Raw genomic sequence first — 25,033 nt, 5'->3', positions numbered from 1 at the left:
GTAGAATCACCCCCTATTTATTCACTGAATTCAGCTTTCCATTCGTCTTTAATGTCAAGCCCAAGCAAAGTTGCCGTTTCTTTATTCATGATCAATTTCAACTTTTGTGGAATCTGAACTGGCAAGTCGGCAGGTTTACTTTCACCTTTTAAGATTTTGGCAGCCATTTGCCCTGCTTCGTATCCGATGTCAAAGTATTCAAATCCGTATGCCGCTAAACCGCCTCGCTTTACTGAGTCAAATTCACCGACCATCATTGGAATTTTATTATCATTAGCGACCGAAATTACGGACTCTAATGCACTAACGACTGTGTTGTCTGTAATGATATAGAAAGCATCCACTTTCCCGATCAATGATTCAGCCGCTGCTTTTACATCCGCTGAAGTCGCAACAGACGCTTCAACAACTGTCATATCCATATCTTTCAGCATTTCCTTCACTGAGTCCACTTGAGCTCGTGAGTTTTGTTCCCCAGAGTTAAACACCATTCCAACCTTTTTTGCTCCCAATTCCTCTTTGATGAATTTCATCGTTTCTGAAATCGCATCGGGGTGGGCATCGATCGTACCTGTTACGTTGCCTCCGGGTTCTTCCATTGAATCAACAAGTTCTGCCCCAACTGCATCGGTTACCGAAGTGAATACAATTGGAATATCTGTTGTCGCACTTGCAGCCGCTTGAGCACTTGGAGTAGAGTTTGCAAATATCAAGTCAACGTTAGCGCTGACAAGATTCGTAGCGATTGTTGTGTTTAGACTTGGATCGCCTTGAGCAATTTGCACGTCATATTCCGCGTTAATCCCCTCATCTTCCAGAGCTTTTTTGAAACCATCGTATGCAGCATTGAGTGATGGATGTTCTACGATCTGAGTGACACCTATTTTGTATGTCTTAGAGGATGCTCCCGAATTCTTACCTCCACTTTCCCCCGTACCGCACGCTGATAGTATTAGAGCTGAACTGAAAATAACTGCCAACATTTTTCTCCACTTATTCTTCATCTTTCTTCCCCCTTTACAGGTTGTTTTATTTGGTGTTTATTTGAAAATGATTGACTGCCGCTTCTCTTTAACCGGTGCAGCATGTATCGCCTGTCCGACCATTCCCTCAACCGCTTCAAGAAAACCTTCACTGATGCCCGGATGTGCATAAAGCGGGAATTTTAAGTCTTCTTCTCTCGCGGCCATTTCAAGCAATTGCACAAAGGAACCTGATAGCTCAATTGCCCCTTCACCAATCATATGGATACCTTGTATGATTTCAGTAGTAGCATCTGAAATCACTTTAATGAATCCATCCTTTTTCCCCGAAAGTGTTGCATACCCATTACTGCCAAGTGCAAATTGACTTGCGCGAACTACCAATCCATATTCGCGTGCACTTTGCTCCGTCAACCCCACGGAAACTGCTGGAGGAATTGTATGCGCAACGACTGGCATAAACGTCAGGTCGACTTCCGTTTGTTGTCCTGCAATCGAGGCTACAGCTGCTTTCCCTTGTTTGATCGCTTTTATTGCAAGCATTGGACCTTCCGTCACGTCGCCAATTGCATAGATAGCCGGCAGCGACGTTTGCATGTTTCCATCTACCTTTATAAAACCCTCATCTGTTAGGTCAATTCCGAAACGACTTATACCTAAAGGTTCCAAATTGGGGATTCTCGTTCCTGAAACGAATAGATGTGACCCGCATATCGTCTCCTCCACGTTTTTATCCGTTAGAAAAGTCATTGTGATCCCGTCTTTTGTCTCATTTGTTGAGATGAATTGAAGCTCTTTATGCACTTTGATTTTCCGTTTTTTAAATAGCCGACTTAATTCTTTATTGACGGATTCATCAAAAGGAAAATCTGCTTTGTTTTCAATTACAACACTAACTTTTGCGCCTAATGCTGCAAAACTTGAAGCCGCTTCGAGTGCAATATAATCACTACCTCTTACAATGAGGTGGTCAGGTACTTCCTCGATTGCAAATAGTTCATGCGGCAAGAGAATTCTTTCCCCTTTTTCTATCAAAAATGGTGGCATAACCGCGGTACTTCCAGTCGCGATAATGACTTGCTGAAATTCGTAGATATCGAATTGATGCCCATTTTCCACACCGATTTTGTCTGTAGCAAGGAATGTCACTTTCCCGCGGATCATTTCAATTTTATTTTCCTTACAAAGACTTTCTACACCAGACCTGAGCTGATTGATGACTCTATCTTTATATGAAAGCAACTTCTTGAAATCAAATTGGTTTTCCGGGATTCCAATTCCGAGTTCCTGCAAATGGGTAATTTCTGTGCGTTTAGCTGCGGCATGTGTAACGATCTTTGAAGGGATACATCCTTCATTCAAACAGACACCGCCAATGTCAGCCTGTTCGATCAATGTGATTGAGAGGCCTAATTGTGCGCCACGGATCGCAGCAGAATAACCACCAGGCCCCCCTCCGATGATTAGCAGATTTCTTTCCTGACTGATTTCGCCGACAACCATTAAACCATCTCCATCATCAGCTTGTGAGGCTGTTCAATTAGGCTTGCAAAGCGATTTGTAAATGCAACAGCTGTTGCGCCATCAGCAACACGGTGGTCAAAGACAAAAGAAAGTGTCATGAGATGACCGATTACGATTTCATCATGCTCATTGACGATTGGCTGTTTTTTTGTTTTGTGGAAAGCAATAAGTGCCGTTTCCGGGTAATTGATAATCGGTGTTGCACCCGTACTGCCAAGAGGCCCGACATTACTCACAGTAAACGTGCTATTCTGCATTTCAAACGGTTGTAGCTTACCAGCAATCGCTTTTGCTGTTAATGCTTTGACGTCTTCATTAATCTCTTTGATCGATTTTTTATCGGCATCATGGACAACAGGAACAAGTAGCCCTTTGTCTGTATTTGTTGCAATTCCGATATGATAGTTTTTCTTGAGGAGTATCCGGTCATTTTCTTCATCGAGTTCAGCATTAAATATCGGGAAATCCTTCAAAGAAATGACAAGCGCCTTGATCAGGAATGCTGGGACACTGACCGATTCACCCGCTGTTTTCAATTGCTCTCTCATTTTAACTAAATTCGTCATATTCACTTCGTCAAAATGAGTGACATGAGGTATTGTAAAGAGCGATTTCGTCATCTTTTCTGCAATTGTCTTCCGGATCCCCCTAAAAGGGATTTCATCAGGAATCGCTTGAGCCGTCAATTCCGGCTTCTTATCGGCAATCGATTCGATTGTGAGTTTTTTCCCCTCAAGGAATCGAAAAACATCTTCTTCAGTTATCCTTCCTGAAGGATCAGTGGCCCGGACATCTTCAAGATTAATATTGTTATCACGTGCAATTTTTCGTGTATACGGTGCCGCAAGCACGCGATGAAAAGGAATGGAAGCTGATGATTTTTCGCTAACTTTTATTGTAGGAGTTGCATTTTCCTCAATAGATTGTTTTGTTTCGGTTTGCGATTTTTGTCCTCTTGCCAAAACTTCATTCGATTCAATAGAAAGCAAGCTTGTTCCGACCTTTACTGTTTCACCAACTTCGACACGAATCTCTTTCACGATACCCGCGCATGGTGAAGTAAGTTCAGCGACCATTTTGTCTGTTTGCACTTCCACAAGCGGCTGGTCCGTCGTAACCGTATCGCCAACCTTGACTAAATAATGGATCACTTCCCCTTCTGTCATGCCTTCCCCGATATCATGCAACTTTACTTCAAGCATTCCACTTCCCCCTTAAAAATGAAGCACTTTCTCGATTCCTTCCACGACACGTTCTGGTGTGGGAAGATAATGTTCTTCTAATGAAAAGAATGGAACCGGGACGTCAAATCCTGTAATTCGTTCAATTGGAGCGCGAAGATAAAGGAAAGCTGTGTCGTTTATTATCGAAATAATATCGTTGCCAAGCCCTCCTGTATGATGTGCCTCATGAATGATGACTGCTCTTGTCGTCTTCTTTACAGACTCAGCGATCATCTCGCTATCAATTGGATACAAGGTTCGTAGATCAATAATTTCACAACTTATCCCTTTTTTCTCGGCCTGCTCTGCCGCCTTTTCAGCAATTGAAACCATAGCTCCCCAAGCTATGAGTGTTACATCCGCACCTTCACGAACAAGCTTCCCTTTACCAATTTCCACAGTATATTTCCCAACAGGCACTTCTTCCCGTTTCGAACGATAGTTTTTCATCGGTTCGAGGACAAGCACTGGATCAGGGTCTTCCATCGCTGCAATCAATAACCCCTTTGCGTCGTATGGACTCGATGGGCAGACCACTTTGATGCCTGGCATATGCGTGAATAGGGTTTCAGTACTATCAGAATGAATCTCCGGCGCCCGAATGCCAGCACCGTACGGAGCCCGAATGACCATGGGCACTGTAAAGCGGGACATCGATCGCATCCGGATCCTTGAGACATGAGTCATGATCTGTTCGTACGCGGGATAGATGAAGCCAAGGAATTGGATTTCTGCTACCGGTCTAAAACCGTTAACAGCAAGACCGACTGATGTCCCAATAATTCCGGCTTCCGACAACGGCGTGTCAACTACCCGCTCTTCACCGAACACTTCCTGGAGCCCATCTGTTGCGCGGAACACTCCGCCATTTTTACCGATATCTTCACCTAAAATGACAGTACGATCATCTTCTTCAAGCATCAAACGCATGGCGTCATTGATTGCTTGAATTAACGTCATCTGTTTAGCCGTCTCACTTTTTTGATGCGACTCTTTCACTTGTGTCATCATTCATTTCCTCCCTAAATGTGCTAGATACGCTTCTTTTTGCTTGGCTAATTGAGCTGGCATTTCAGCGTATACATGGTCAAAAACATCTTCAACATTCGGTGGGGGAAACTTCTCCATTTCTTCGACTGCTGCTTCGACTTCCCGAGTCGTTTTTTCATTAATAGCTTGAATCCAAGCGTCATCATAGTAGCCATAATTCTTCATAAAGAACTCTAAACGTAGAAGTGGGTCAACGAAATCCTTCGCTCGTTCTTCCGTACGGTACTTAGATGGATCATCTGCAGTCGTATGAGCCCCTTTTCGCCATGTAACTGCTTCTATCAATGTCGGACCGTTACCGCTTCTTGCATTGTCAAACGCCTTTTTCGTTTCAAAATAAACTGCAAAACAATCATTTCCATCTATGCGGATTCCCGGCATGCCATAGGCAACCGATTTTTGTGCGATGGTCTTTGAGTTCATTTGTTTTTCAATCGGAACAGAAATTGCATATCCATTATTTTGGTTAAAAAAGACAACAGGCACTTTGAATACACTTGCAAAATTCAATCCCTCGTGAAAGTCACCTTCGGATGTGGCTCCGTCCCCGAAATAGGCAATTGCCGCATTTTTTGTACCTCTTTTCTTTTCAGCCCAAGCAGCGCCGGCCGCATGTGGGATTTGGGTCGCAATCGGGACTGCTGGCGGGAAGATTTGTCTGTCTGCCGGAGCTATACAACCTTCCGCCCGCCCATTCCAGTACAAAAACGTAGTGGCCATACTTTTTCCAAACGTAAGCGTTGCACCATGATCACGATAGGTCGGGAAAACCCAGTCATTGTCATTCAATGCAAGTGCGCTGCCGACTTGTGCAGCTTCCTGCCCTTCAAATGGCGCATAGGTTCCCAGGCGTCCTTGTCGTTGTAAGTTAATCGCTTTCCTATCAAATGTCCGAATTCGTAGCATATGGTAATACAACTCTTTAACCAACTGCTCGTCGATCTGCTCTTCATAATCCGCATCCACGAAAAATCCTTTATCATCTATTATTCTTTTAATAGGATAGTTATGTTCCACAAATACGCCTCCACTCATGATAGATTGCGAATCGCCCACTTCGGTTTCATTGGCGCTGAGTAAAAGTTATTCCGTTTTCCCCGTTCCGCTATTCTTCTTTCGCACATCGCATTTGCCGATTCCTCTGTTGTTTTTCCGCTGTACTCAGCTTCCTTATATACTTCCAAAATTGCGTCGTATATATGTTTAGTTTTGGCAAGCACCCGTTCATGATTAATGCCATACAATTCATCGGCCACTTGGATCAGCCCACCTGAATTGACGATATAATCTGGTGCATATAAAATCCCTCTATCACGCAATTGTTTACCATGCCTGTCATCCAATAACTGATTGTTCGCGGAACCTACAATCGCTTTCACTTTAAATTGGGGAATTGTAGCATCATTGATAATCCCGCCAAATGCACACGGTATGAATAGATCCGCTTCTTGCGAATAGATGTCCTCACTTGCAACAATTTGTACGCTACCTGTCGTTCTTCCTGCAACTTCTTCAATTGCACGCAAGCTTTCTTCGTTAATATCTGTCACGTAAATGCGGGCGCCTGCTTCAAGCAATTTAGTTGCGACTTTGAAACCAACTTTCCCAAGCCCTTGAATCGAATAGATTTGCCGGCTTAAATCGTCATGTCCAAAAGCAAATTGATTGGTCGCTTTTATGCCGTATAAAACGCCTTCAGCAGTCGGGATCGATGAATCGCCACCACCTCCGTACGCTTCAGGGAGACCATTGATGAAGTTGGTCTCTTTCATCGCATGAATGAAATCATCCATCGTAGTTCCCATATCCGTTCCCGTATAGAAGCGGCCGCCCAATGAGTTTACAAATTGACCGAACGCCCGGAATAATTCAGGTGACTTATCTGTTTTGGGATCGCCGATGATAACTGCTTTCCCACCTCCAAAATCAACATCGGCAGCCGCGCATTTATAGGTCATTCCTTTTGAAAGACGAAGAACATCTTCTAATGCTTCTTCCACACTTGCATAAGGTTGCATGCGGCAACCGCCTATAGCTGGGCCGAGCGTCGTATTATGAATTGCGATAATTGCACGCAAACCTGTGGAAGGGTCGTTACAGAAAACGACCTGTTCATGCTCACTCATTCGATCAAAAAGTTCAAATTCCTTTGTTATTGAAGTTTTTTCAGCTAGCATCATGTGATTCCCCCCTAGGATTGTACGGACAGACTACTATTTTCAGACAAACATTTTCAGATAGAAGCCTCTTTTAACTTCTCCATAATTTTTTCTTTAGGCAATATGACTTGCACCACTTCACCTTTTCCGATTAATCCAAGATGATTGGAAGCTGTAACTTTTGTCACTACCTTATTAGCCCGATATTCAATTAGCTTCGCCGTCAAAGTAACAGTAGTACCAAGAGGTGAGGCTGCGAGATGTTTCAACTGGACTGACGCGCCCATCCCCTCCTCATCGTCTTCCAAAAAAGGAAGGATGATTTTCCTCGATACCCACTCCATATGGTATGTCATGGCCACTGTTGAATAGACAGGATGAACAACTTGCCCTTCAAATGAAGCAAACATATCCGCTGTCACAGTTATTTCAATCGTTTCCTCTCTTCCTACGTCCATCCCTAACCTCATCATTTATCCCCTACTTAATTTATAATGTTAGGTAAGATTGCAAGCGCTTACAAAATTTTCATTTGACACTTATCATATTAAATATATGTCTATAGGTCTTTATTAGAAGTATTTTGAAAGGTTGCCTTTTTGAATTCCTGCATCGTTCGATTCATCTGATTTTCCGCCTCTTCCATCATGCAATCGAATAACTCTTTCACTGTCGGGATGTTTTCGATTAAGCCCGCTATTTGTCCACTATTGATGAATCCATTTTCCATATCGCCTTCAATTGCACCTTTGATATGCTTTTGTTCAGATGTCATTTCACTATATCTCTCCAGTGACATCCCCGATACTTCCAAGTCTTTAAGTTTCATGGCATACGGTGTCTTCAAGATTCGTCTTAACCGCCCAATGCTACGCCCAATCAGTATGGTTTCCGTGTCACTTGCATCGACAAGGTTCTGTTTATAACGGTCATGGAAAGGGGCCTCCTTTGTCGCTATTAGGCGGGTACCGATTTGAACACCGCTGGCACCTAACATAAGTGCAGCTGCCAACCCTTTACCGTCCCCTATTCCACCTGCAGCAATGACCGGTATAGTAACGTTCTTCACGATCTGCGGTATTAATGTGAAGGTCGTCAGTTCCAGATTGGAGTTGATGCCAGCAGCCTCGAACCCCTCCGCCACAAGAATATCCGCTCCCGCCGCCTCCGCTTTACACGCATGTTGCACTGAAGCAACAAGCGCAATGACTGTTACACCATTTTCTTGCAGTATTGGGATATACGGTGTTGGATTTCCCGCTGATAGGGAAACAATAGGAATCTTATGTTTGAGAACAAGACCGATCAACTCTTTTACATAAGGAGAAACACTGATTGCGATATTAATAGCGAAATTCTTATTCGTCAGTCGTTTTGTTTCCAATATCATTTTTTCAACTTCATCCGGATGCAACGTACCGCATCCGATTGTACCAAGGCCACCTGCGTTCGAAACAGCCGCAGTCAGCTGCGCATTACTGATATTCCCCATCCCTCCCTGAATAATTGGAAAGTCGATCTGAAGCCTATCACAAACATATATCATTTTTCGTTCACCCCTATGAATATATGTTATACTAATCGAAGTTAAAAAACAATTAGGACTAATAGAAATTTCGATCTTGTCCTAATAAATTATTAGTCTGGGAGGAATATTATTTTGTTGATCATATATAAGGGGAAAAGTCCGTCACTCGACCCGACGGTTTTCGTCGCCCCGGGCGCTAAAATCATTGGGGACGTCCAAGTCGGAGCAGAGTCGACCATCTGGTTTAATACAGTCTTACGGGGAGATGAAGGGCCTATTTCCATTGGGAATCGATGTAGCATTCAAGATAATTCAACAATTCATTTATATGAAGATGCCCCGGTTGTCGTAGAAGACGAGGTAACCGTGGGGCATAATGTAATCCTACATGGTTGCAAGGTCGGAAGACGTTCGATCATTGGAATGGGATCTACCATCCTTGACCATGCAGAAATTGGCGAGGAGTGTATTATTGGGGCCAATACTTTGATTCCGCCAGGGAAAAAAATCCCTCCCCGCTCTCTCGTTGTCGGTTCACCTGGGAGGGTAGTAAGAGAATTGAACGAGAGTGATTTTGAAATCATTCAGCTATCGATTGATTCGTATGTACAAAAAGGCTATGAATATCGTGATATTTTTTCTGATCAAGATAGTAAGTTGTAGAAGTTCGACAAAAAAGGCATTAATCCTCCCTTGGATTAATGCCCTTGTTTAATTAAAAATACTTAAATAAACGGTGAACTGATTCCTTATATCCGAACAAAATTATAAACCACCTGAACCATGTGACCTCCAAGGACATAAACAGGATTGATGAAATATAATATACTACTACCTACTCATTTTTTTAAAAAAAGGTTTTTTGTTAGATAACTTTAAAGGAGTAATTAGATAATGAATAAATTTCCAATGTCGGCATTATTCACTTGTCTTTTACTAATAACCTCGTGTACGAAGGAACAAAACCAAGATTCAGATGTTATTAGAGATGTTTATAATGATCAGGAAGTGCAAGATGATAATGAAGAACTTGTAGAAGAAACCAATCAACATCCATTATTGTCTTATTTCATGGAGGCTGGAACAATTGCGCATTTTAAAGGTGATGGTAACGAAAATTCTAATTTTATTAAGCGTACTGAATACATGTCAGAGAATTATATCATTGAATACGAAGGCAATGGTGGTAGGGGTACCCTTACAACGTACCGTGTAGAAGAAAATAAAATTGTTATTGTGAAACAGGAATTTGGTTTTCCTATGGATAATAACAATCAAGATCTATCGGAATTGGAATTGGAATTGGATTCCCTTCCTCCACTCTTTGAATATTTGAAAACACCAATCGAAGTCGCATCGGCTGATTATAATAAATATATCGTAACGGAAGTATCTGCTACAGTTGAAACACCTTATGGTACATTTGACAATGCAATTGTAATTGAATTCATGAATGCCTATAAAGATATTGTAAGAAGCTACTTAGTAAAAGGGTTTGGGGAAGTTAAACGAGAATATTTTTTCTCTGGTGAAGAAGAACCTGCAGGAACTTCTTCAATAGAAAAAATTGAATAAAAAAGAGGCATCAAGAATCGATGTCTCTCGTTTTTTCAATGTTTTCTCCCCACCAACCGAACCTGTTGCCATTGGGGCACTCAGCTTTTTGTCTATGCTGGACTTAGGAAGACGTGGTCAGTACTTGTAACTGTCAATAGACGATTAGTCAATAATAAGCGGGTGAACTTCTGCATCGTACGATTTGTCTTTTCGCCGCATGTCATTATCTTCTTGAAATACATCTTCGAAAAACCTGTTAGCTGATTTCGCCAACAGCTTATAATATTGTTCAAATAAATGGGCAGCATGGTTGCCGTTCCAGATTTCCGGTAGCAACTCTTTCGGCAGACCGGGGTCAATAAAGAGGAACTTGCGGTATTCATGAACAAGTTTTGTCCTCTCTACAAAACACTCAGCATCTGTCATTTGCCCATTGTTCATCATACTTTGATGGATGATATAGTTATTGCTATACGTGGAAATGAATTCTTGATACTTCCCTTCGATTTCCTCAAGCGGCCAACTTTTCTCAACGAGTGCTCGATTAGCCTGCGGTCCTTTATATTCGGATAAGAATAGATCAGCGTAGGGTTGGATTTCATATTTATCAATAAGTAAGTTCACTTCTTTTACAAGGTCATTGGGCGTTATCCAGCAACCATTCGAAAAACTACCAAATCCGCTCCATAAAAGCTCTTTACGTAGTTCATCACGTATCTGTCTTTTCTCTTCAGGAATCGTATACATAAGCATACGCCATTTTCCATCCCACTCATGTGGTGCCAATTTAAAAATACGAGTAGCCGCTTCTTCAATTCGTAATTCTCCGCGGTGTGTCAGAAAGTAATAGCTTTTATTCCCTTTCTTTTCGGAATTAAGCCAACCTTGCTTCATCATTCTGGAGACGGCTACACGAACGGATTGTTCATTATGGCCGAATTCCTTTAATAATCTAATCAGACTGCCAATCCAAATCTTATTTCCGTAATGACGGATATAGTCTCCGTATATCGTAAAAATCATTGATTGCGTATTCGCCAATTAAGCTCACTCTTTCTATTTCACTCATTAAAGATATTTCATAATTTTCCCTTCTTCCATTATATCGTTATATCAAAAAAAGAAAACTCATTTCCCTGTAAATTTCCAACTAATTAGTCCATTACATTTTCAATGATTGCGGCAATTCCCTGCCCTACCCCGACACACATCGTCGCCAGTCCATAGTTAACGTTCTGTTTTTTCATTTCATGCAGAAGTGTAGTAAGAATTCGGGCGCCACTCGCCCCTAAAGGATGTCCAAAAGCGATTGCCCCGCCGTTGACATTCACTTTACTGCCGTCTACTTCCAACTGTCGTATACACTCGATGGATTGAGAGGCAAAGGCTTCGTTCAATTCAACAAGTCCAATGTCATTTATCGTAAGTCCTGCCCGTTCCAATGCTTTTCTTGAAGCGTAAATTGGACCAAGCCCCATTACAGCAGGTTCAAGTCCAGCCGTTGCTCCGATCACATATCTTGCAAGTGGTGTAATGTTGAGTTCTTTCGCCATTTCAGTACTCATCAGAAGCAATGCAGATGCACCATCATTAACACCGGAAGCATTGCCTGCGGTAACCGTGCCGCCCTCAACTATCGGTCGTAGTTTAGCTAAATTCTCTAACGTCGTATCTGGCCGCGGGTGCTCATCCCGATCCACAGTGATTTCGTTCCCTTTACGGTCTTGATAAACAACGGGAACAATTTCTTCAGCGAACCGATTCTCTTCCATTGCTTTTTTTGCACGTTGCTGGCTTTCAAATGCAAATAAATCCTGGCTTTCACGCGTTATCTTATACCGTTGCGCTACGTTTTCAGCTGTCTGCGGCATTGAGTCTGCGCCATACATTTCTTTTAGTTTTTGATTCGTGAAACGCCAACCAATTGTAGTATCTAACAACTCCATATTGCCGCGAGGGTTTGCCTTATCAGGCTTCGCCATAACAAGTGGCGCACGCGTCATGCTCTCTGTTCCGCCTGCAATGTAAATATCTCCGTCCCCGACTGCGATTGCTCTCGCAGCGTATAGCACAGCGTCGAGTCCTGAACCACATAATCGATTGATTGTCGTGCCCGCTACTTCAACCGGTAGCCCCGCCAATAAGCCGGCCATTCGCGCGACATTCCGGTTATCTTCGCCAGCCTGATTGGCGTTTCCAAAAACAACTTCTTCAATCTTCTCTACCGGAAGATTTGGATTCCGTTCGACAAGCGCTTTAATAACGACTGCGGCTAAGTCATCCGGGCGCACCTCTTTTAGAGCGCCATTGTATCTCCCGATAGGTGTACGGACAGCATCCACTATGACGACTTCTCTCATTTCTTAACCAACTCTTCCTCAATTGTATAGTCATATACGCCTTTGCCACTTTTCCGACCAAGGCGGCCCGCTTTAACATATTGTTCTAATAGAGGCGCAGGGCGGTATTTTTCTCCTAACTTTTCATGCAAGTAGTTCAAGTTATTCAAGCGCGTATCAAGTCCGACCAAATCACCAAGTTCAAATGGGCCCATGGGATAATTCAACCCAAGTTTAATCGCCTTATCAATTTCTTCCGGTGTTCCAAGTCCCTCTTGCAGCATGAAAAATGCTTCGTTACCTACAAGTGCACTAATCCTGCTCGTGACAAACCCGGGAAATTCATTGATGACAACAGTTTCTTTACCCATTCTCACGGCTACTTCCCTGATTACTTCAACCGTCTTATCACTCGTTTCCAATCCCTTGACAATTTCTACAAGCGGCATTTTATGTACCGGATTGAAAAAGTGCATCGCTAGTGTTTTTTCAGGACGTTTCCCAAAGGAAGCAATTTCTGTCGGACTCATCGTAGAAGTATTCGTTGCGAAATAACATTCTTTTGAAGCGTGTTTCTCAATTTCCTCAAATACCTGCTTTTTAATCGATGCCATTTCGGGAACGGCTTCAATAATTAACTCAGCGTTTCCTGCTGCTTTTGTTAGGTCATTTTCATAGACTAATTTTTGGCGCGCATTCTCTGCTGCGTCTGTTGAAATCTTTCCATACTTTATTCCTTTTTCAAAAATAACTTCTATTTCACTCTTAGCATTTTGAAGAGCGGTTTCGTTAATATCAACAAGTGTAACGGAGTATCCACCAAGGGCGCCAACGTAGGCAATCCCTCTCCCCATCACCCCGGATCCGACCACAACGATACGTTTAATCATCAGTTTCCCTCCTTTATAAGAATGAAAGAATACGGACAGGAGATCATGCATCCTGTCCGTCGATTACTAATAGGTATTTTCTTATAGCCCAAATGGATTTACTGGGCGGCTGCCAAAGTATGACATGATGCTTTTCGTTTCCGTGTATAGATCAAGCGAACTTGCTGCGAGCTCACGTCCGTATCCGGATTGTTTATAGCCGCCGAATGGCGTACCTGGGAAGGCAGAGAACGGTGTGTTGATCATTACGATTCCCGCTTGGATTTGGTTCGCAACTCGTTTTGTCGTTGCGGTGTTTGTTGACCAAATCGAAGATGCTAACCCATAATCCGAATCATTCGCCAAGGCGATCGCCTCTTTTTCGTCTTTAAACTTCGACACGACGACAACCGGACCAAAGATTTCTTCACGAACAACTTTCATGTCTTGTGTTACGTTTCCGATAATTGTCGGTGCATACCAAAATCCGTTTTCATAGCCTTCCGGTTTTAATTCTTTACCGCCCGTCAGGATCTCTGCACCTTCATCGATTGCAGATTGAACATACATTTTCACTGTATCCAACTGGTTTTGATCAATCACCGCACCTATATGTGTTCCTTTATCAAATGGATTTCCAAGTACAAGTTTTTCTGTTTTTGCAATTAACTTCTCAACGAACTCGTCGTACACATTTTCATGAATATAGATACGCGAACGTGCATCACAAGATTGACCTGTGTTATTGAATGCACCGTAGAGTGAACCATCGACGGCTGCGTCAATGTCTGCATCCTCAAAAACGAGGCTTGGCGATTTTCCGCCAAGTTCTAATGTTACACGTTTCACTGTTCCTGCCGCTCTCGCCATAATGTCTTTTCCAATTGCTGTAGAACCTGTGAACGCAACTTTATTCACAAGTTCATGTTCTACCAAGTAGTTGCCAATCTCTGAACCAGATCCAGGTAGGATGTTGACAACGCCTGCTGGCACGCCTGCTTCATGACAAATTTCTCCTAAAACAATCGCTGTAAGCGGTGTTAGTGACGCCGGCTTAATAACGACCGAGCATCCTGCAGCAATAGCCGGTGCAATCTTCCAAGCGGCCATCATAAGCGGATAATTCCAAGGAATAATTTGCGCACAGACACCAAGCGGCTCTTTTTCTGTGTAGTTATGGAATTGACCAGGCACGTTGTTTACAGAACCACCGTGTCCGATGATAGCGCCAGCGTAAAATTCAAAGTCTTCAATTGCTTGTGCAATCTGCCCTTTTGCAGCAGCAAGTGATTTTCCTGTATTCAAAATTTCCAGTTCCACAAGCTCATTGAAGCGCGAGCCCATAATTTCCGCAATTTTATTCAGCACACGAGCACGACGGCCTGCAGGAGTTATTTTCCACTTCCCATTATCAAAGGAATCTCTTGCAGCCCGAACTGCTTTTTCAGCGTCCTCTTTCGTCGCTTTTGCTACTTCGGCTAACAGTTCACCCGTTGCAGGATTGTAAATCTTCGTGCGCTCGCCATTGCTGCTATCAACCTGTTCACCGTTAATGAAAAGCTTATAATAGTCCCGCTTCATTGATTCACGCTCTGTTATTCCTTCTTGAATTGTCGTCATTGGTTGATTCCTCCTATTGCCCTGAATAGACAGGTTTTCTTTTTTGCATGAATGCATTGACGCCTTCACGATGATCTTTTGTGAGACCCGCTATCCGCTGTCCTTGGGCTTCTTGTTCAAGATAGTCTTCGAAAGATAGTGTGGAAGTCGCTTTCAATGAACGTTTGATTAACCCAATTGCTTTTGTCGGCAAAGCTGCAAGCCGGGCTGCGAATGCAGTGACGTCCTCTTCCCATGATTCTCCTTGAATCAATCGATTCGCAAGACCCATCTCCACGGCCTCAGCAGCTAATACTTTTTCTCCTAACATCGCCAGTTCCGTTGCTTTGGCATGTCCTACGAGCTGCGAAAGATAATAGAGATTACCGGAATCCGGGATAAGACCGACATGTATGAAGGCATTTACAAAACTTGCGCGTTCTGAAATAAGCCTGAAATCACACGCAAGCGCAAGACTGAATCCTGCTCCAGCAGCTACTCCGTTAACAGCTGCAATAATCGGTTTTTCACAGTCTCTAATTTGCTTTATCATCGGTCCATATTGATCTCGTAACACTTGTCCATGGTCCATATTCTCATCGACTTCCGACAAATCCTGACCGGAACAAAATGCCCGCCCTTCGCCCGTTATGACAATACATCGCACTTCCTCATCATTAGAAGCCGCTTTGACTGCATCTTTCACCTCACGGTTCATCTGCGCGATAAATGCATTCAATTTGTCCGGTCGATTTAAATAAAGCCAGTAAACCCCATCTGTAACTTCATAGCGGATCGTCTCAAACATTGAGAAACCTCCTTACTTTCCCTGATAATCCGGTTTTCTTTTTTCCACAAAAGCATTCATGCCTTCTTTTTGATCTTGCGAAGCGAAAAGTAGATAGAAATTCTTCCGTTCATATTGCATTCCTTCATATAAAGAGTAATCCACGGCTTTATTTACCGAATCCTTAATGAGGCGCAGCGATAGCGGCGGTTGTTTTGCGAGCCGGTTAGCGAACTTTAGCGTTTCCTCCATTAGCAGTTCTGGTGCAACGATTTTATTAATGACTCCGTGCGTAAGAGCGGTTTCTGCTGAAATCCGCTCCCCCGTCCATAGCCATTCAATCGCTTTCGTGCGCCCTGCAAGTTTCGTCAACCGCTGCGTACCTCCCGCTCCTGGCATGACACCAAGACCTACTTCTGGAAATGAAAACTGTGTTCCGCTAGCCGAGATTAATAGGTCACAAGAAAGAGCAAGCTCAAATCCTCCCCCGAAAACGAATCCTTTTACAGCGCCTATAATCGGTTTTTTAATAAGTCCTAAACGATCCCAATCCGCAAACTGATTTAACAGTTCAAGGCTAATCGGGTCGTCACCAGTCATTTCATCAATATCTGCTCCCGCTGAAAAAGCACGGCCAACGCCTGCAAGCACAATGACACGAACGTTTTCATCACGATCATAGTCTTCCATTGCAGCAACGATTTCACTGACCATTTTTCGGTTCAATGAGTTTAACTGGCGAGGGCGGTTCAGGTAGATCACGGCTATGCCGTTTTCCTCCATGGAAGTTTCGATGAATTCGAAACTGGTCATTATGCATCCTCACCGATCATTAACGTAAAGAGATCACTTGCGAACCCCATTAAGTCCTTTGCGGTTGCTTTTCCTTCAGGTGAACGTAACGCCTGCTGCAAGTCTTCCAAACTGTCAAAATACATCTCACACATGAGATAGTATTCGCTCTCTCCCCCCATTGGAGATCCTGTGAATTTTGTTACTTTCATATCACCGAGCCCAGGCATTTTCGCTGTAATAGGCACATGAACGTTGAAGTAATGATTATCAAATTCCTCTTTGTTTTCAGGGTGTTTATACAGTGCGATTAACTTTGCCATTTTACATTCTCCTCACTTCACATTAGTGTTGAAACAGGTTTCATTGCCTCGAATACATTTTTACAGCTCTTACAATACAAAATACTTCTGCAAGCAGTCGGCCCGAAAATGTTTTCCATTGTTACATACGTGGAACCGCAATAGGCACAGTCTACATGCCATGAGCCATCTTCTTCAAAATGCCGTGGAGGTGGGGCTATTCCAAATGCTCGTAGATTCACATGCCCTTCTTCTGTGATGCGATCTGATGTCCAAGGCGGATGATAGGCGAATTCCACTTCCACTTCTACTACTTCGGGCAGTTGTTTGATTGCATCCATTGTATTCTTTTTTATAATCTCTAATGCCGGGCATCCTAAAAATGTAGGAAGTAAAACTACCTTTACGGTATTCCCCGAGTTTGTGACTTCTTCCACCATGCCAAGGTCAATAATGCTAACGGAATCGATTTCGGGATCTTTTACTTTCTTTAGGACTTCAAGGATGCGAGTAGTGGAAGCGCTTTCAGAAATAACCAAACCAATCACCTCTTTTCTTTCCCGTTACCAGGAAGCCACTGGATCTACCTTGTAGACTTCAGAAAGCGTACGCAGTGCTTCATCCAAATCTACTGTATGCTCGCCATTCCGTCCGTTATTCGCAAGTGTTTCAGGAATTGTCGGTACAGTCATTTGAAGCGCAGCAAATACTGGTTCAATGCTCGCTAACCAGTTTTCCTTCAATTTCTCCTCACTGTCTATCAGTTTATATTTCTCAATTGCTTGTTTTTGAATGCCAAAAGAGAACATATCTCCAAAGTCATCCATAACCCGCGTAATGGCTTCATTCATCTTCTTTTTTGCCACATCAGTTGAACTTAATAGCTGCTTAAACCAAGTTTCCCAGTGCAGTCTATGATAATAAAGCTCCATTTTCACTTTCACTGCAACCTCGGCAACCGGTTTGTACGAGCTTTGGCATAATGAATCCACTTTAACTTTTTTGGCTTGCGTGTAAAAATAACTTCTGACGACCTGATAGGCCCAATCATAGTTCGGTGTTTCCATGTAAAACCCTTCACCGTTTACCCGCTCTGTTAAAATGCTGTTTCTTCTCTCATGCGCTGGGCGCAAATGGGCTAAATCATCAGCATTTCCTACCCCTAACTCTTCAAGAAGTTTGTAGTACATAGCTGCATGCCCCATACTGTCCTGGCTGATTGATGAAGATGCGACGTCTTCTTCAATGTGTGGAGCAAGCCCGAGCCACTCGGATCCCCGGTAAGCATACAAGAAATCATCATCCGCCAATTGGAATAACAAGCTCGTTATTGCTTCTTTGTTTTCCGAGGCCTCGGTCACTCCGTTTTCAATTTCGCTCATTTCCGCTTTCCTCCCCATGACAAGATTTCTTTTTCATCCAAGATTTCCTGTTCATAGTGACGCCATTTTTTCTTCAAGTAGCCATAGCCTTTTGTCGTACGATAATCTTTATTGTCCAGTCTGCGAAGCGTCAATTTCTCTTCTACATTCATCTTTCGAATATGTTTTCGATTCACAATCCAAATGTCGACAACCGGCTCACGGCGCATGAAGTTTTCCTGTGCCAAAACGAGTGCCATTTCTTCGTTTGGAGCCAGTAAGCTGAATTGGTACTGGAATGTCGAAGTCGGCGTCCGTTTGCTAAAAACTTCATATTCTTGATAAAATGCTTTCTCTTCGGCCATTTCCTTCTGACTCCTTTCTTTAATTGACTGTTGCACTCAATGCATCACGCACCCATGCATTATTTTCATAAGAAGACCGACGTAAGTTCAGGCGTGCTTGTGAGCGGGGTCCTTTATTTTTAATGATTCTCTTAAACTCTTCCCAGTCCGGTTGTTTGTACGACCATAGACCACTTTCTTCATCGAAGTGGAAAGTCGGATCCGGAATTGTTAATCCAAGCGATAAAATACGGGGAATGTACTTGTCAAAAAAGATTTGCCTGAAGTCCTCATTTGTTTTCGTACGGATTTTATATTTAATCGTTACGTCTTGCTTCGATGAACCAGTAGTCTCTTTGCTTGCCGGTCCAAAGAACATGAGCAATGATTCCCACCAGCGATCCAAAGCTTCTTGGATCATCGCTTTTTGTTCATCCGTCCCTTCTGCTAACGCCAAGATGATTGATTCTCCGTGTTGCGCATGGAACACTTCTTCCGCACAAATCCGTTGCAATGCCCTTGCATAGGGTCCATATGAAGCGCCTAACATATCCGTCTGCGTAATAATAGCCGCTCCGTCAACAAGCCAGCCTATGATTCCAGCATCCGCCCAAGATTTCGTTTCCATATGGAACACGTTATGAAATTTCAGGTCCCCATTGAATAAGTCCTGCAGTAAATCTCCACGATTTTTACCGTAGGGTTTTAGCAAGTCTTCCGTAACGCGAAGCAGGAGCTGGCCATGCCCCATCTCATCCTGCACCTTTGCCATGATCCCAAGTTTCCGTTGAAGGGAAGGTGCTCTCGGTACCCATTCCTTCTCTGGAAGCGCTCCCATTATTTCGCTGATTCCATGCATGGAAATCAATTTAATCAATGTCAGTCTGTATTCTTCCGGCATCCAGTCATCTGCTTCAATCTTATCTCCCGCCTCGATTCGTTCCATAAAGCGGGCCAATAAATCTTCATCGGACATATTGTGCAAAGTAGTCATCTAACCCCTCCTTTAAATGAAGATATGTCACTCCCCCATTTTATATAACGAGATTGTAACGTTTTAATAATAATTCGTTATACTTGAAAATAGTATAGTGTATTAACTTGTGAAATGCAAATGTATTCTAATAAATTGAAATTCTATTTCACGCCTTATAGATTTGGATGTATTCCACTGTTTTTATGTCTACCTTCCACTTTCTTATTTTCCGCTTTTTCCATAACTGTCGTACTGTGAACTGCTTGAACTTTCGCTGTTGGATCGATATACACTTTCGCATTACTGACTGCCGTCGTAGCCTCGCCAAACCCACTTGCAATCAGCTTCACTTTTCCTTCATAGGTGCATATATCACCTGCCGCATAAATGCCTTCAATGGACGTTTCCATTTTTGAGTTCACGACAATACTATTTTTCACGATCCGAAGCCCCCACTCACTAATCGAACCAAGTGAGGAAACGAATCCATAGTTCACGATCACATCATCCACATCGATAACTTCTTGAGAATCGCCCTTCACCTTTTCAAGTACAACTTGCTCTATCTGATCCTCACCGATAAATTCAGTTGGTATGAACGGAGTCTTGACCTCCACAGATGAATTCATTACCCTTTCCACACTGGCCTCATGCGCACGGAATTTCTCCCTTCTGTGTACAAGTGTCACTTTCTTAGCAATGGGTTCAAGCATCAACGACCAGTCAACTGCCGAGTCTCCCCCTCCGAAGATTTGTACATTTCTACCCGCAAAGCAGTTTAAATCCTTTATGAAATAATGCAAGTTCTTCCCCTCATATTTCTCCGCGGTTTCAAGTTCGATTTTTTTCGGCTGAAATGCACCATTACCCGCTGTAATAATAATCGCCTTTGAAAAATGGGTTGCGCGATTCGTAGTAAGTTTAAAAATACCATCTTCCATTTTTTCCACTTGTTGAACATCTTGCTCCAGTGTGATTGTAGGATTGAATTGTGCCATTTGATCCATCAGGTTATCGATGAGTTCCTGGCCACTGATTTTCGGAAATCCAGCTATATCGTAAATAAACTTTTCAGGATATAAAGCCGTGAGCTGTCCACCAAGTTGTGGCAGGCTTTCAATAATGTTCACAGACATTTTTCGCAGGCCCGCATAAAATGCAGTAAATAATCCCACAGGCCCACCACCGATAATGGTTACATCAAAGACAGTTCGATCATTACTCATACATACTCTCCTCTTTTCGATAATTAGTTGAATGACAGTCAATATAACTTCACAAAAACGACCCAATAACAATATGTTATGCAAAGTACTTTAATACTTTATTCATACAGTGTCAATTATCAAAAAAAGCCCCGAAGTTTTACTATGCGTAAAACTTCGGGGCTTTTTTTGTAAAGGTACCTGTGCAACAAACATTCATGACAATTCAACCAATTTGAATAAATATTCAATAAAATTTTATAATCATCTTTACAGCAATCTTCTCATTGAATGTTTATACAATTGTAGTGAATAGGCCGAATAGTTTCCTGCACAGGTACCTCACTTAGGTACCTCACTTACTGAATAGGTAAAAATGCCACTTGCCAGATTCCATCCTCATTTTTGATCATAGAGAAGCCGGATTTCTCTTCGTGATCACCGTTTGGATAGAATTCGATATATCCCTCGTATTCACCCGTTTGGACAAAGGACCCTTTTTCGATATTCTTAAATGTTTGCAGAATCTGTTCAGGTGTTCCGCGATGTGCTAAAGGGATTTCTTCATCCTCTTCCTTACTCCATAGAATATGATCCTCTCGATCCGTATAAAGGCCGTACACCGTTTCAAAATCTTGGTGATAACTGGCGTAAACATATAATTTTGCAATGCTGATCGGGTCTAACCCCCTTAACTCTTTCTCGTCTCGGTTAAGCTTGAATCTATCATAAACCTTCTGCTCGAAATCAAAGAGGCCTGTGCCGCTTTTAAACTTCTTCACCCATTCACTGTCATTCCAAATATCGGGATCGTCAATCTTCTGCTGATACCCACGTCTTAGGTAATCATACGTATCTTTCCCACCCGTGTACCAATCCACAATGGCCAACTTGCCATCTACGTTCCGTATGAAAAATTCAGTCGGCTCTCCATATCCACCACCATGATGCTTTTGGATTGCGACAGGGACTTTTAGATACAGATAGCCTCCCATCTCATCATCCGAAAACTTCACTTCCCAATCCCCGATATCAAGTTGCTTCACCTTGCCATCCAGCGTGCCGTACCTCTTATATTCAGATTCGACCTTCGTCTGCATATATTCTTTAAGGTTCTCGTTCCCGATATACTGATCCAAGTCAATATCCGTGCCGTTCCAGATTGCTTTGTAATAATCGGTCAGTGCATTCACGCACATCTCATACGCTGTTTCAGCATCTAACATGGATAATTCATTTTTATTCTTCGCTGCATATACGGGGGCAGTTTGCGTACCACCCTGCCCATTAATTGGTGGAATATCCGCGGGTGTAAGATTAGTTGGTTCAGAGGCAATCGGACTTTCGCTTCCCAGTCTTTCGGACGCAAAATAAATTCCCGCCGATGCCAATACCGTTATCAGCAAACCGCCAACCAGTGAAGGTAGAACATAGATCTTCTTCGGCTTATGAATCTTTTGAAAGACCGCATTCTTATTTTTCGCTGTGAACTGAGGGTTTTTGAATACAGTAGCATCTAATGACTTTTTAATATCCGTCATAGGATCTTTCAAGAAAATCACTCCTTTTCATGTTCTTCATTAATGATTCCCGCCCTCTTCTTAAACGAGTTTTGACCGTATTTGGATTGGATTTCAACACATAACTGATTTCCTCGATGGACAGATCATCATAATAAAAGAGCAAAATGACTTCTTTGTATTTAATCGGCAATCCTAAGACATGTTGCGCCAACTTTTCATTTTCGCTTTTTGTAATAGATGCAGATTCGGGCGAGGGCTGATCAGATTTTTGATAATGAAATAGATCATTGTTTACGATCACTTTCTTGAACCACGAAGTCCTTAAAACATCTTTACATCGATTCACAGTAACTCTGTATAGCCACGCTTCAATAGAATCCAATTCCAGCACTTGATGACGTTTCTTATAACAGATGAAAAAGACATCTTGTACGACTTCCTGCGCTTTCCCCCAATCTTTCAAATAGCTGAAAGACAGCTTCGTCAAGCGGTCGCCAAGTTCATCCATCAAGCTCGATAGCCAGATCTCTTCTTCCAAAGGATTTCCAGCACTTTTGTCTAACATTTTCACTCTCACCTACTCCCACTAAAAAACATTCTCACTTCTAAGACGAGTACATAGATACAAAAGGTTTCAAAAATTGTGTTGGTACCTGTGCAACAAACATTCATGATAATTCAACCAATTTGTATAAACATTCAATAATATTCTACATTTAGCATTATATCAATCTTCTTGTCGAATATTTATACAATTGTAGTGAATTTGCCGAATAGTTTTTTACACAGGTACCGAAAAAATGGTGCTAAAAAACAAAATAGCATGAACTCCCCAACCGGAAAGTTCATGCTTTTTGTTTTTATTCATTCGTTTTTGCATCTTTACTGTAATTAAATTGGGAAGGGTCAACCGTTGTATACCCTTTTGGCGTATAGAATCTCAATAAGTCACCATTCACAACTTTATCGGAAAGCTCCAATTTATAATCCACGTCTTTTTTCAGGGCTTTTGCAGCTTCTACTTGATCCTCACTTAATGGCATACCTGTCTGATTATCATAGAACTTTTCATTAATTGAATCAATCGTAGGACTGATGAAATCTCCATTTCTAAATGGAACAATTTCATCATGCTCTTCTGAGAGTAAATCTGAACCAAATTGAATAAAGTTTTTCGTATCAATTCCAAGTAAATGCAATAGCGTCGGCAAAAGGTCTGTTTGCCCACCATACGTGTGGTTTGTACCGCCTTTCATGTTAGGGACGTGGATGAATAAAGGTACACGTTGTAAATTAGCACTTTCATACGGTGTAATTTCTTTCCCTATAACTTGTGCCATCGCTTTTTTATGATTTTCTGAAATACCATAATGGTCGCCATAAAGAACGATCATGGAGTTATCATATAAGCCCAATTCCTTTAATCGATCAAAAACTTTTTCGATCGCTTCATCTGTATAACGCGCTGTTTGGAAATAATCATCGACACTTTTATCTCCAGTCGTTGCCTTCTCAATTGTGACTAAGTCTTGATCCATTTTATACGGATAATGGTTTCCTACTGTAATGAATTTTGTATAAAAAGGTTGTAGCAACGTAGTTAAAAGGCTCTCGGATTGTTCATAAAAAGGCTTATCCAACAATCCATACTCGGCCATATCAGTTGGTGAGCTCGTATCATAATAACTCGCATCAAAGAAATTATCGAAACCAAATGATTTGTAGATGACATTTCGATTCCAGAAGCTGCCGTTATTCCCGTGGAAAACAGCCGATGTATACCCATAATCCTTTAGGATACTAGGCGCTGCTTGGAACGTATTTAGTGCTTTTGTAATAAAGGCCGAGCCCTGTGGCAGCCCAAATAAGGAGTTCTCCAACATAAATTCCGCGTCTGAAGTTTTGCCTTGGCCTGTTTGGTGAAAGAAATTATCAAAATACAGTGTATTCTCGTCTTTTGTTAATGAATTCAAGAAAGGTGTAACTTCTTCACCGTTCAATTTGTAGTCGATAAGGAAATTTTGGAATGACTCCAAATGTAAATAGATTACGTTCATTCCTTTAGCTGCACCGAAATAGTTTGCATTCGGTTTGGCATAGTTCGATTGTGTGAAGTTAATCACTTCGGTAATATCATTGCTATCCGCAAAAACTCTTTGTGATGAAGCTACCATCGTTTCCACCGAGTCATAAATTGTGTAGTTGTACATTCCTAAATATTTCACGATATAGTTTCTATCAAACCCCCGGGATAATAGTTGCGGGCGGCTGATTTCAGCTAGTCCTAAATTCAGGATCGATAATACTAGTGCAAAAGCAATCACTGCAACTGCTTTTTTATGTCCAAGACGACTTGTTTCTTTTTTGATCTTACTTGAGAAACGCACGTAAAACAGTACAAAAACATCCACAAAGAACAAGATGTCATAAGATTTTATCAAAGAAAGGACACTTCCACCTAAATCGCCGAAGTTCTGCGTTTGGAAAAGCGTCGGTAATGTGATGAAATCACTAAAAAATCGATAATAAACGACATTCGCATATAAAAGAAAAGACATAAGCGAGTAAACAACGACCAATGATGTATATTTCTTCTTCCCTTTAAATAAAAATGAAATCCCTAAAAACAGCAATGCTGAACCTAGTGGATTTAACAGTAAAAGGAATTGTTGAAGAGATCCTTCTACCCCTATTTCAAATTGTGTGGCTTGAGTGATATATGTCTTTAACCATAACATCAGAACAGCCACTAAATAAATCCCAAAAAAGTTATTTAGTTGATAAGCTTTTTTTCTACTCAGATTTCTCATTTTCACACCAACCTTTTTAAAATTTTTCATTCTAATCCATAGTCAGTGGCCATTCCCGGAAATGCTATTTTGAAATACCTTTACTTTCTTAGGTAAATTATA

The 25,033-nt window shown here is 42.1% G+C and carries 25 protein-coding genes; 2 read left to right on the top strand and 23 right to left on the bottom strand.

Features of this window, described 5'->3' with window-relative positions; translation table 11 throughout:
• Positions 1 to 17 precede the first annotated feature (17 nt).
• The 8 genes from P5G49_RS12385 to P5G49_RS12350 form a co-directional block, all read right to left on the bottom strand.
• Positions 18 to 1,004 (bottom strand): ABC transporter substrate-binding protein, encoded by a 987-nt coding sequence (locus tag P5G49_RS12385; RefSeq protein ID WP_301244192.1) that lies wholly within the window; start codon positions 1,002 to 1,004, stop codon positions 18 to 20.
• A 36-nt stretch (positions 1,005 to 1,040) separates the two neighbouring features.
• Positions 1,041 to 2,486 carry a dihydrolipoyl dehydrogenase family protein gene (locus P5G49_RS12380; RefSeq protein WP_301244191.1) on the bottom strand — a complete coding sequence of 482 codons (1,446 nt, stop codon included), beginning with the start codon at positions 2,484 to 2,486 and terminating at the stop codon, positions 1,041 to 1,043.
• Positions 2,486 to 3,709, bottom strand: coding sequence for a dihydrolipoamide acetyltransferase family protein (locus P5G49_RS12375; RefSeq protein WP_301244190.1), 1,224 nt, complete (start codon positions 3,707 to 3,709; stop codon positions 2,486 to 2,488). The genes P5G49_RS12380 and P5G49_RS12375 overlap by 1 nt, the downstream gene beginning before the upstream one ends.
• Positions 3,710 to 3,721: 12 nt before the next feature.
• Entirely contained in the window at positions 3,722 to 4,741 is a 1,020-nt protein-coding gene (locus P5G49_RS12370; protein ID WP_301244189.1) for an alpha-ketoacid dehydrogenase subunit beta, read from the bottom strand.
• On the bottom strand, positions 4,742 to 5,797 hold the full coding sequence (gene pdhA / locus P5G49_RS12365) for a pyruvate dehydrogenase (acetyl-transferring) E1 component subunit alpha (RefSeq protein ID WP_301244188.1): 1,056 nt from the start codon (positions 5,795 to 5,797) through the stop codon (positions 4,742 to 4,744).
• A gap of 14 nt (positions 5,798 to 5,811) precedes the next feature.
• Positions 5,812 to 6,960: a Leu/Phe/Val dehydrogenase gene (locus P5G49_RS12360; protein WP_301244187.1), complete on the bottom strand. Its 1,149-nt coding sequence runs from the start codon at positions 6,958 to 6,960 to the stop codon at positions 5,812 to 5,814.
• A 53-nt stretch (positions 6,961 to 7,013) separates the two neighbouring features.
• Entirely contained in the window at positions 7,014 to 7,397 is a 384-nt protein-coding gene (locus P5G49_RS12355) for a thioesterase family protein (protein WP_435877213.1), read from the bottom strand.
• Between the two features lie 101 nt (positions 7,398 to 7,498).
• Positions 7,499 to 8,485 carry an NAD(P)H-dependent flavin oxidoreductase gene (locus P5G49_RS12350; RefSeq protein ID WP_301244185.1) on the bottom strand — a complete coding sequence of 329 codons (987 nt, stop codon included), beginning with the start codon at positions 8,483 to 8,485 and terminating at the stop codon, positions 7,499 to 7,501.
• Positions 8,486 to 8,599: 114 nt separating this feature from the next.
• On the opposite strand from P5G49_RS12350, the gene P5G49_RS12345 reads away from it, so the two are divergent.
• Positions 8,600 to 9,130, top strand: a complete 531-nt coding sequence (locus tag P5G49_RS12345) for a gamma carbonic anhydrase family protein (RefSeq protein ID WP_301244184.1) — start codon at positions 8,600 to 8,602, stop codon at positions 9,128 to 9,130.
• Between the two features lie 231 nt (positions 9,131 to 9,361).
• On the top strand, positions 9,362 to 10,042 hold the full coding sequence (locus P5G49_RS12340) for a hypothetical protein (RefSeq protein WP_301244183.1): 681 nt from the start codon (positions 9,362 to 9,364) through the stop codon (positions 10,040 to 10,042).
• A gap of 144 nt (positions 10,043 to 10,186) precedes the next feature.
• On the opposite strand, the gene paaX is transcribed toward P5G49_RS12340, so the two are convergent.
• The 15 genes from paaX to ltaS form a co-directional block, all read right to left on the bottom strand.
• Positions 10,187 to 11,047 (bottom strand): phenylacetic acid degradation operon negative regulatory protein PaaX, encoded by an 861-nt coding sequence (paaX, locus tag P5G49_RS12335; RefSeq protein WP_301244219.1) that lies wholly within the window; start codon positions 11,045 to 11,047, stop codon positions 10,187 to 10,189.
• A gap of 131 nt (positions 11,048 to 11,178) precedes the next feature.
• Positions 11,179 to 12,384: an acetyl-CoA C-acyltransferase gene (locus P5G49_RS12330; RefSeq protein WP_301244182.1), complete on the bottom strand. Its 1,206-nt coding sequence runs from the start codon at positions 12,382 to 12,384 to the stop codon at positions 11,179 to 11,181.
• On the bottom strand, positions 12,381 to 13,253 hold the full coding sequence (locus P5G49_RS12325; protein WP_301244181.1) for a 3-hydroxyacyl-CoA dehydrogenase: 873 nt from the start codon (positions 13,251 to 13,253) through the stop codon (positions 12,381 to 12,383). Before P5G49_RS12325 ends, P5G49_RS12330 begins: the two co-directional genes overlap by 4 nt.
• 81 nt (positions 13,254 to 13,334) lie before the next feature.
• Positions 13,335 to 14,852 carry an aldehyde dehydrogenase family protein gene (locus P5G49_RS12320; RefSeq protein ID WP_301244180.1) on the bottom strand — a complete coding sequence of 506 codons (1,518 nt, stop codon included), beginning with the start codon at positions 14,850 to 14,852 and terminating at the stop codon, positions 13,335 to 13,337.
• Between the two features lie 13 nt (positions 14,853 to 14,865).
• Positions 14,866 to 15,639: an enoyl-CoA hydratase-related protein gene (locus P5G49_RS12315; protein ID WP_301244179.1), complete on the bottom strand. Its 774-nt coding sequence runs from the start codon at positions 15,637 to 15,639 to the stop codon at positions 14,866 to 14,868.
• A 12-nt stretch (positions 15,640 to 15,651) separates the two neighbouring features.
• Complete coding sequence (locus tag P5G49_RS12310; RefSeq protein ID WP_301244178.1) at positions 15,652 to 16,431, bottom strand: enoyl-CoA hydratase/isomerase family protein; 780 nt, start codon at positions 16,429 to 16,431, stop codon at positions 15,652 to 15,654.
• A complete protein-coding gene (locus tag P5G49_RS12305) occupies positions 16,431 to 16,733 on the bottom strand; it encodes an EthD family reductase (RefSeq protein WP_301244177.1) in 303 nt (100 codons plus the stop codon). The genes P5G49_RS12310 and P5G49_RS12305 overlap by 1 nt, the downstream gene beginning before the upstream one ends.
• 17 nt (positions 16,734 to 16,750) lie before the next feature.
• A complete protein-coding gene (gene paaD / locus P5G49_RS12300; RefSeq protein WP_435877212.1) occupies positions 16,751 to 17,251 on the bottom strand; it encodes a 1,2-phenylacetyl-CoA epoxidase subunit PaaD in 501 nt (166 codons plus the stop codon).
• A 24-nt stretch (positions 17,252 to 17,275) separates the two neighbouring features.
• Complete coding sequence (gene paaC, locus P5G49_RS12295) at positions 17,276 to 18,094, bottom strand: 1,2-phenylacetyl-CoA epoxidase subunit PaaC (RefSeq protein WP_301244176.1); 819 nt, start codon at positions 18,092 to 18,094, stop codon at positions 17,276 to 17,278.
• Positions 18,091 to 18,438: a 1,2-phenylacetyl-CoA epoxidase subunit PaaB gene (paaB, locus tag P5G49_RS12290; protein WP_301244175.1), complete on the bottom strand. Its 348-nt coding sequence runs from the start codon at positions 18,436 to 18,438 to the stop codon at positions 18,091 to 18,093. Before paaB ends, paaC begins: the two co-directional genes overlap by 4 nt.
• Positions 18,439 to 18,457: 19 nt before the next feature.
• On the bottom strand, positions 18,458 to 19,411 hold the full coding sequence (gene paaA, locus P5G49_RS12285) for a 1,2-phenylacetyl-CoA epoxidase subunit PaaA (protein ID WP_301244174.1): 954 nt from the start codon (positions 19,409 to 19,411) through the stop codon (positions 18,458 to 18,460).
• A 155-nt stretch (positions 19,412 to 19,566) separates the two neighbouring features.
• Complete coding sequence (locus P5G49_RS12280; RefSeq protein ID WP_301244173.1) at positions 19,567 to 20,619, bottom strand: NAD(P)/FAD-dependent oxidoreductase; 1,053 nt, start codon at positions 20,617 to 20,619, stop codon at positions 19,567 to 19,569.
• A gap of 338 nt (positions 20,620 to 20,957) precedes the next feature.
• Complete coding sequence (locus tag P5G49_RS12275) at positions 20,958 to 22,151, bottom strand: helix-turn-helix domain-containing protein (RefSeq protein ID WP_301244172.1); 1,194 nt, start codon at positions 22,149 to 22,151, stop codon at positions 20,958 to 20,960.
• The gene (locus P5G49_RS12270; RefSeq protein WP_301244216.1) at positions 22,126 to 22,686 is read right to left on the bottom strand and encodes a sigma-70 family RNA polymerase sigma factor; all 561 of its coding nucleotides are present in this window, start codon (positions 22,684 to 22,686) and stop codon (positions 22,126 to 22,128) included. Before P5G49_RS12270 ends, P5G49_RS12275 begins: the two co-directional genes overlap by 26 nt.
• A gap of 295 nt (positions 22,687 to 22,981) precedes the next feature.
• Positions 22,982 to 24,931: a lipoteichoic acid synthase gene (gene ltaS / locus P5G49_RS12265; protein ID WP_301244171.1), complete on the bottom strand. Its 1,950-nt coding sequence runs from the start codon at positions 24,929 to 24,931 to the stop codon at positions 22,982 to 22,984.
• Positions 24,932 to 25,033: the final 102 nt, after the last annotated feature.

This window comes from Sporosarcina highlanderae (assembly GCF_030433715.1).
Taxonomy (GTDB): Bacteria; Bacillota; Bacilli; order Bacillales_A; family Planococcaceae; genus Sporosarcina; species Sporosarcina highlanderae.
The sequence above is the reverse complement of the archived record's forward strand: the minus strand, read 5'-3'. Positions and strand labels throughout refer to the sequence as shown.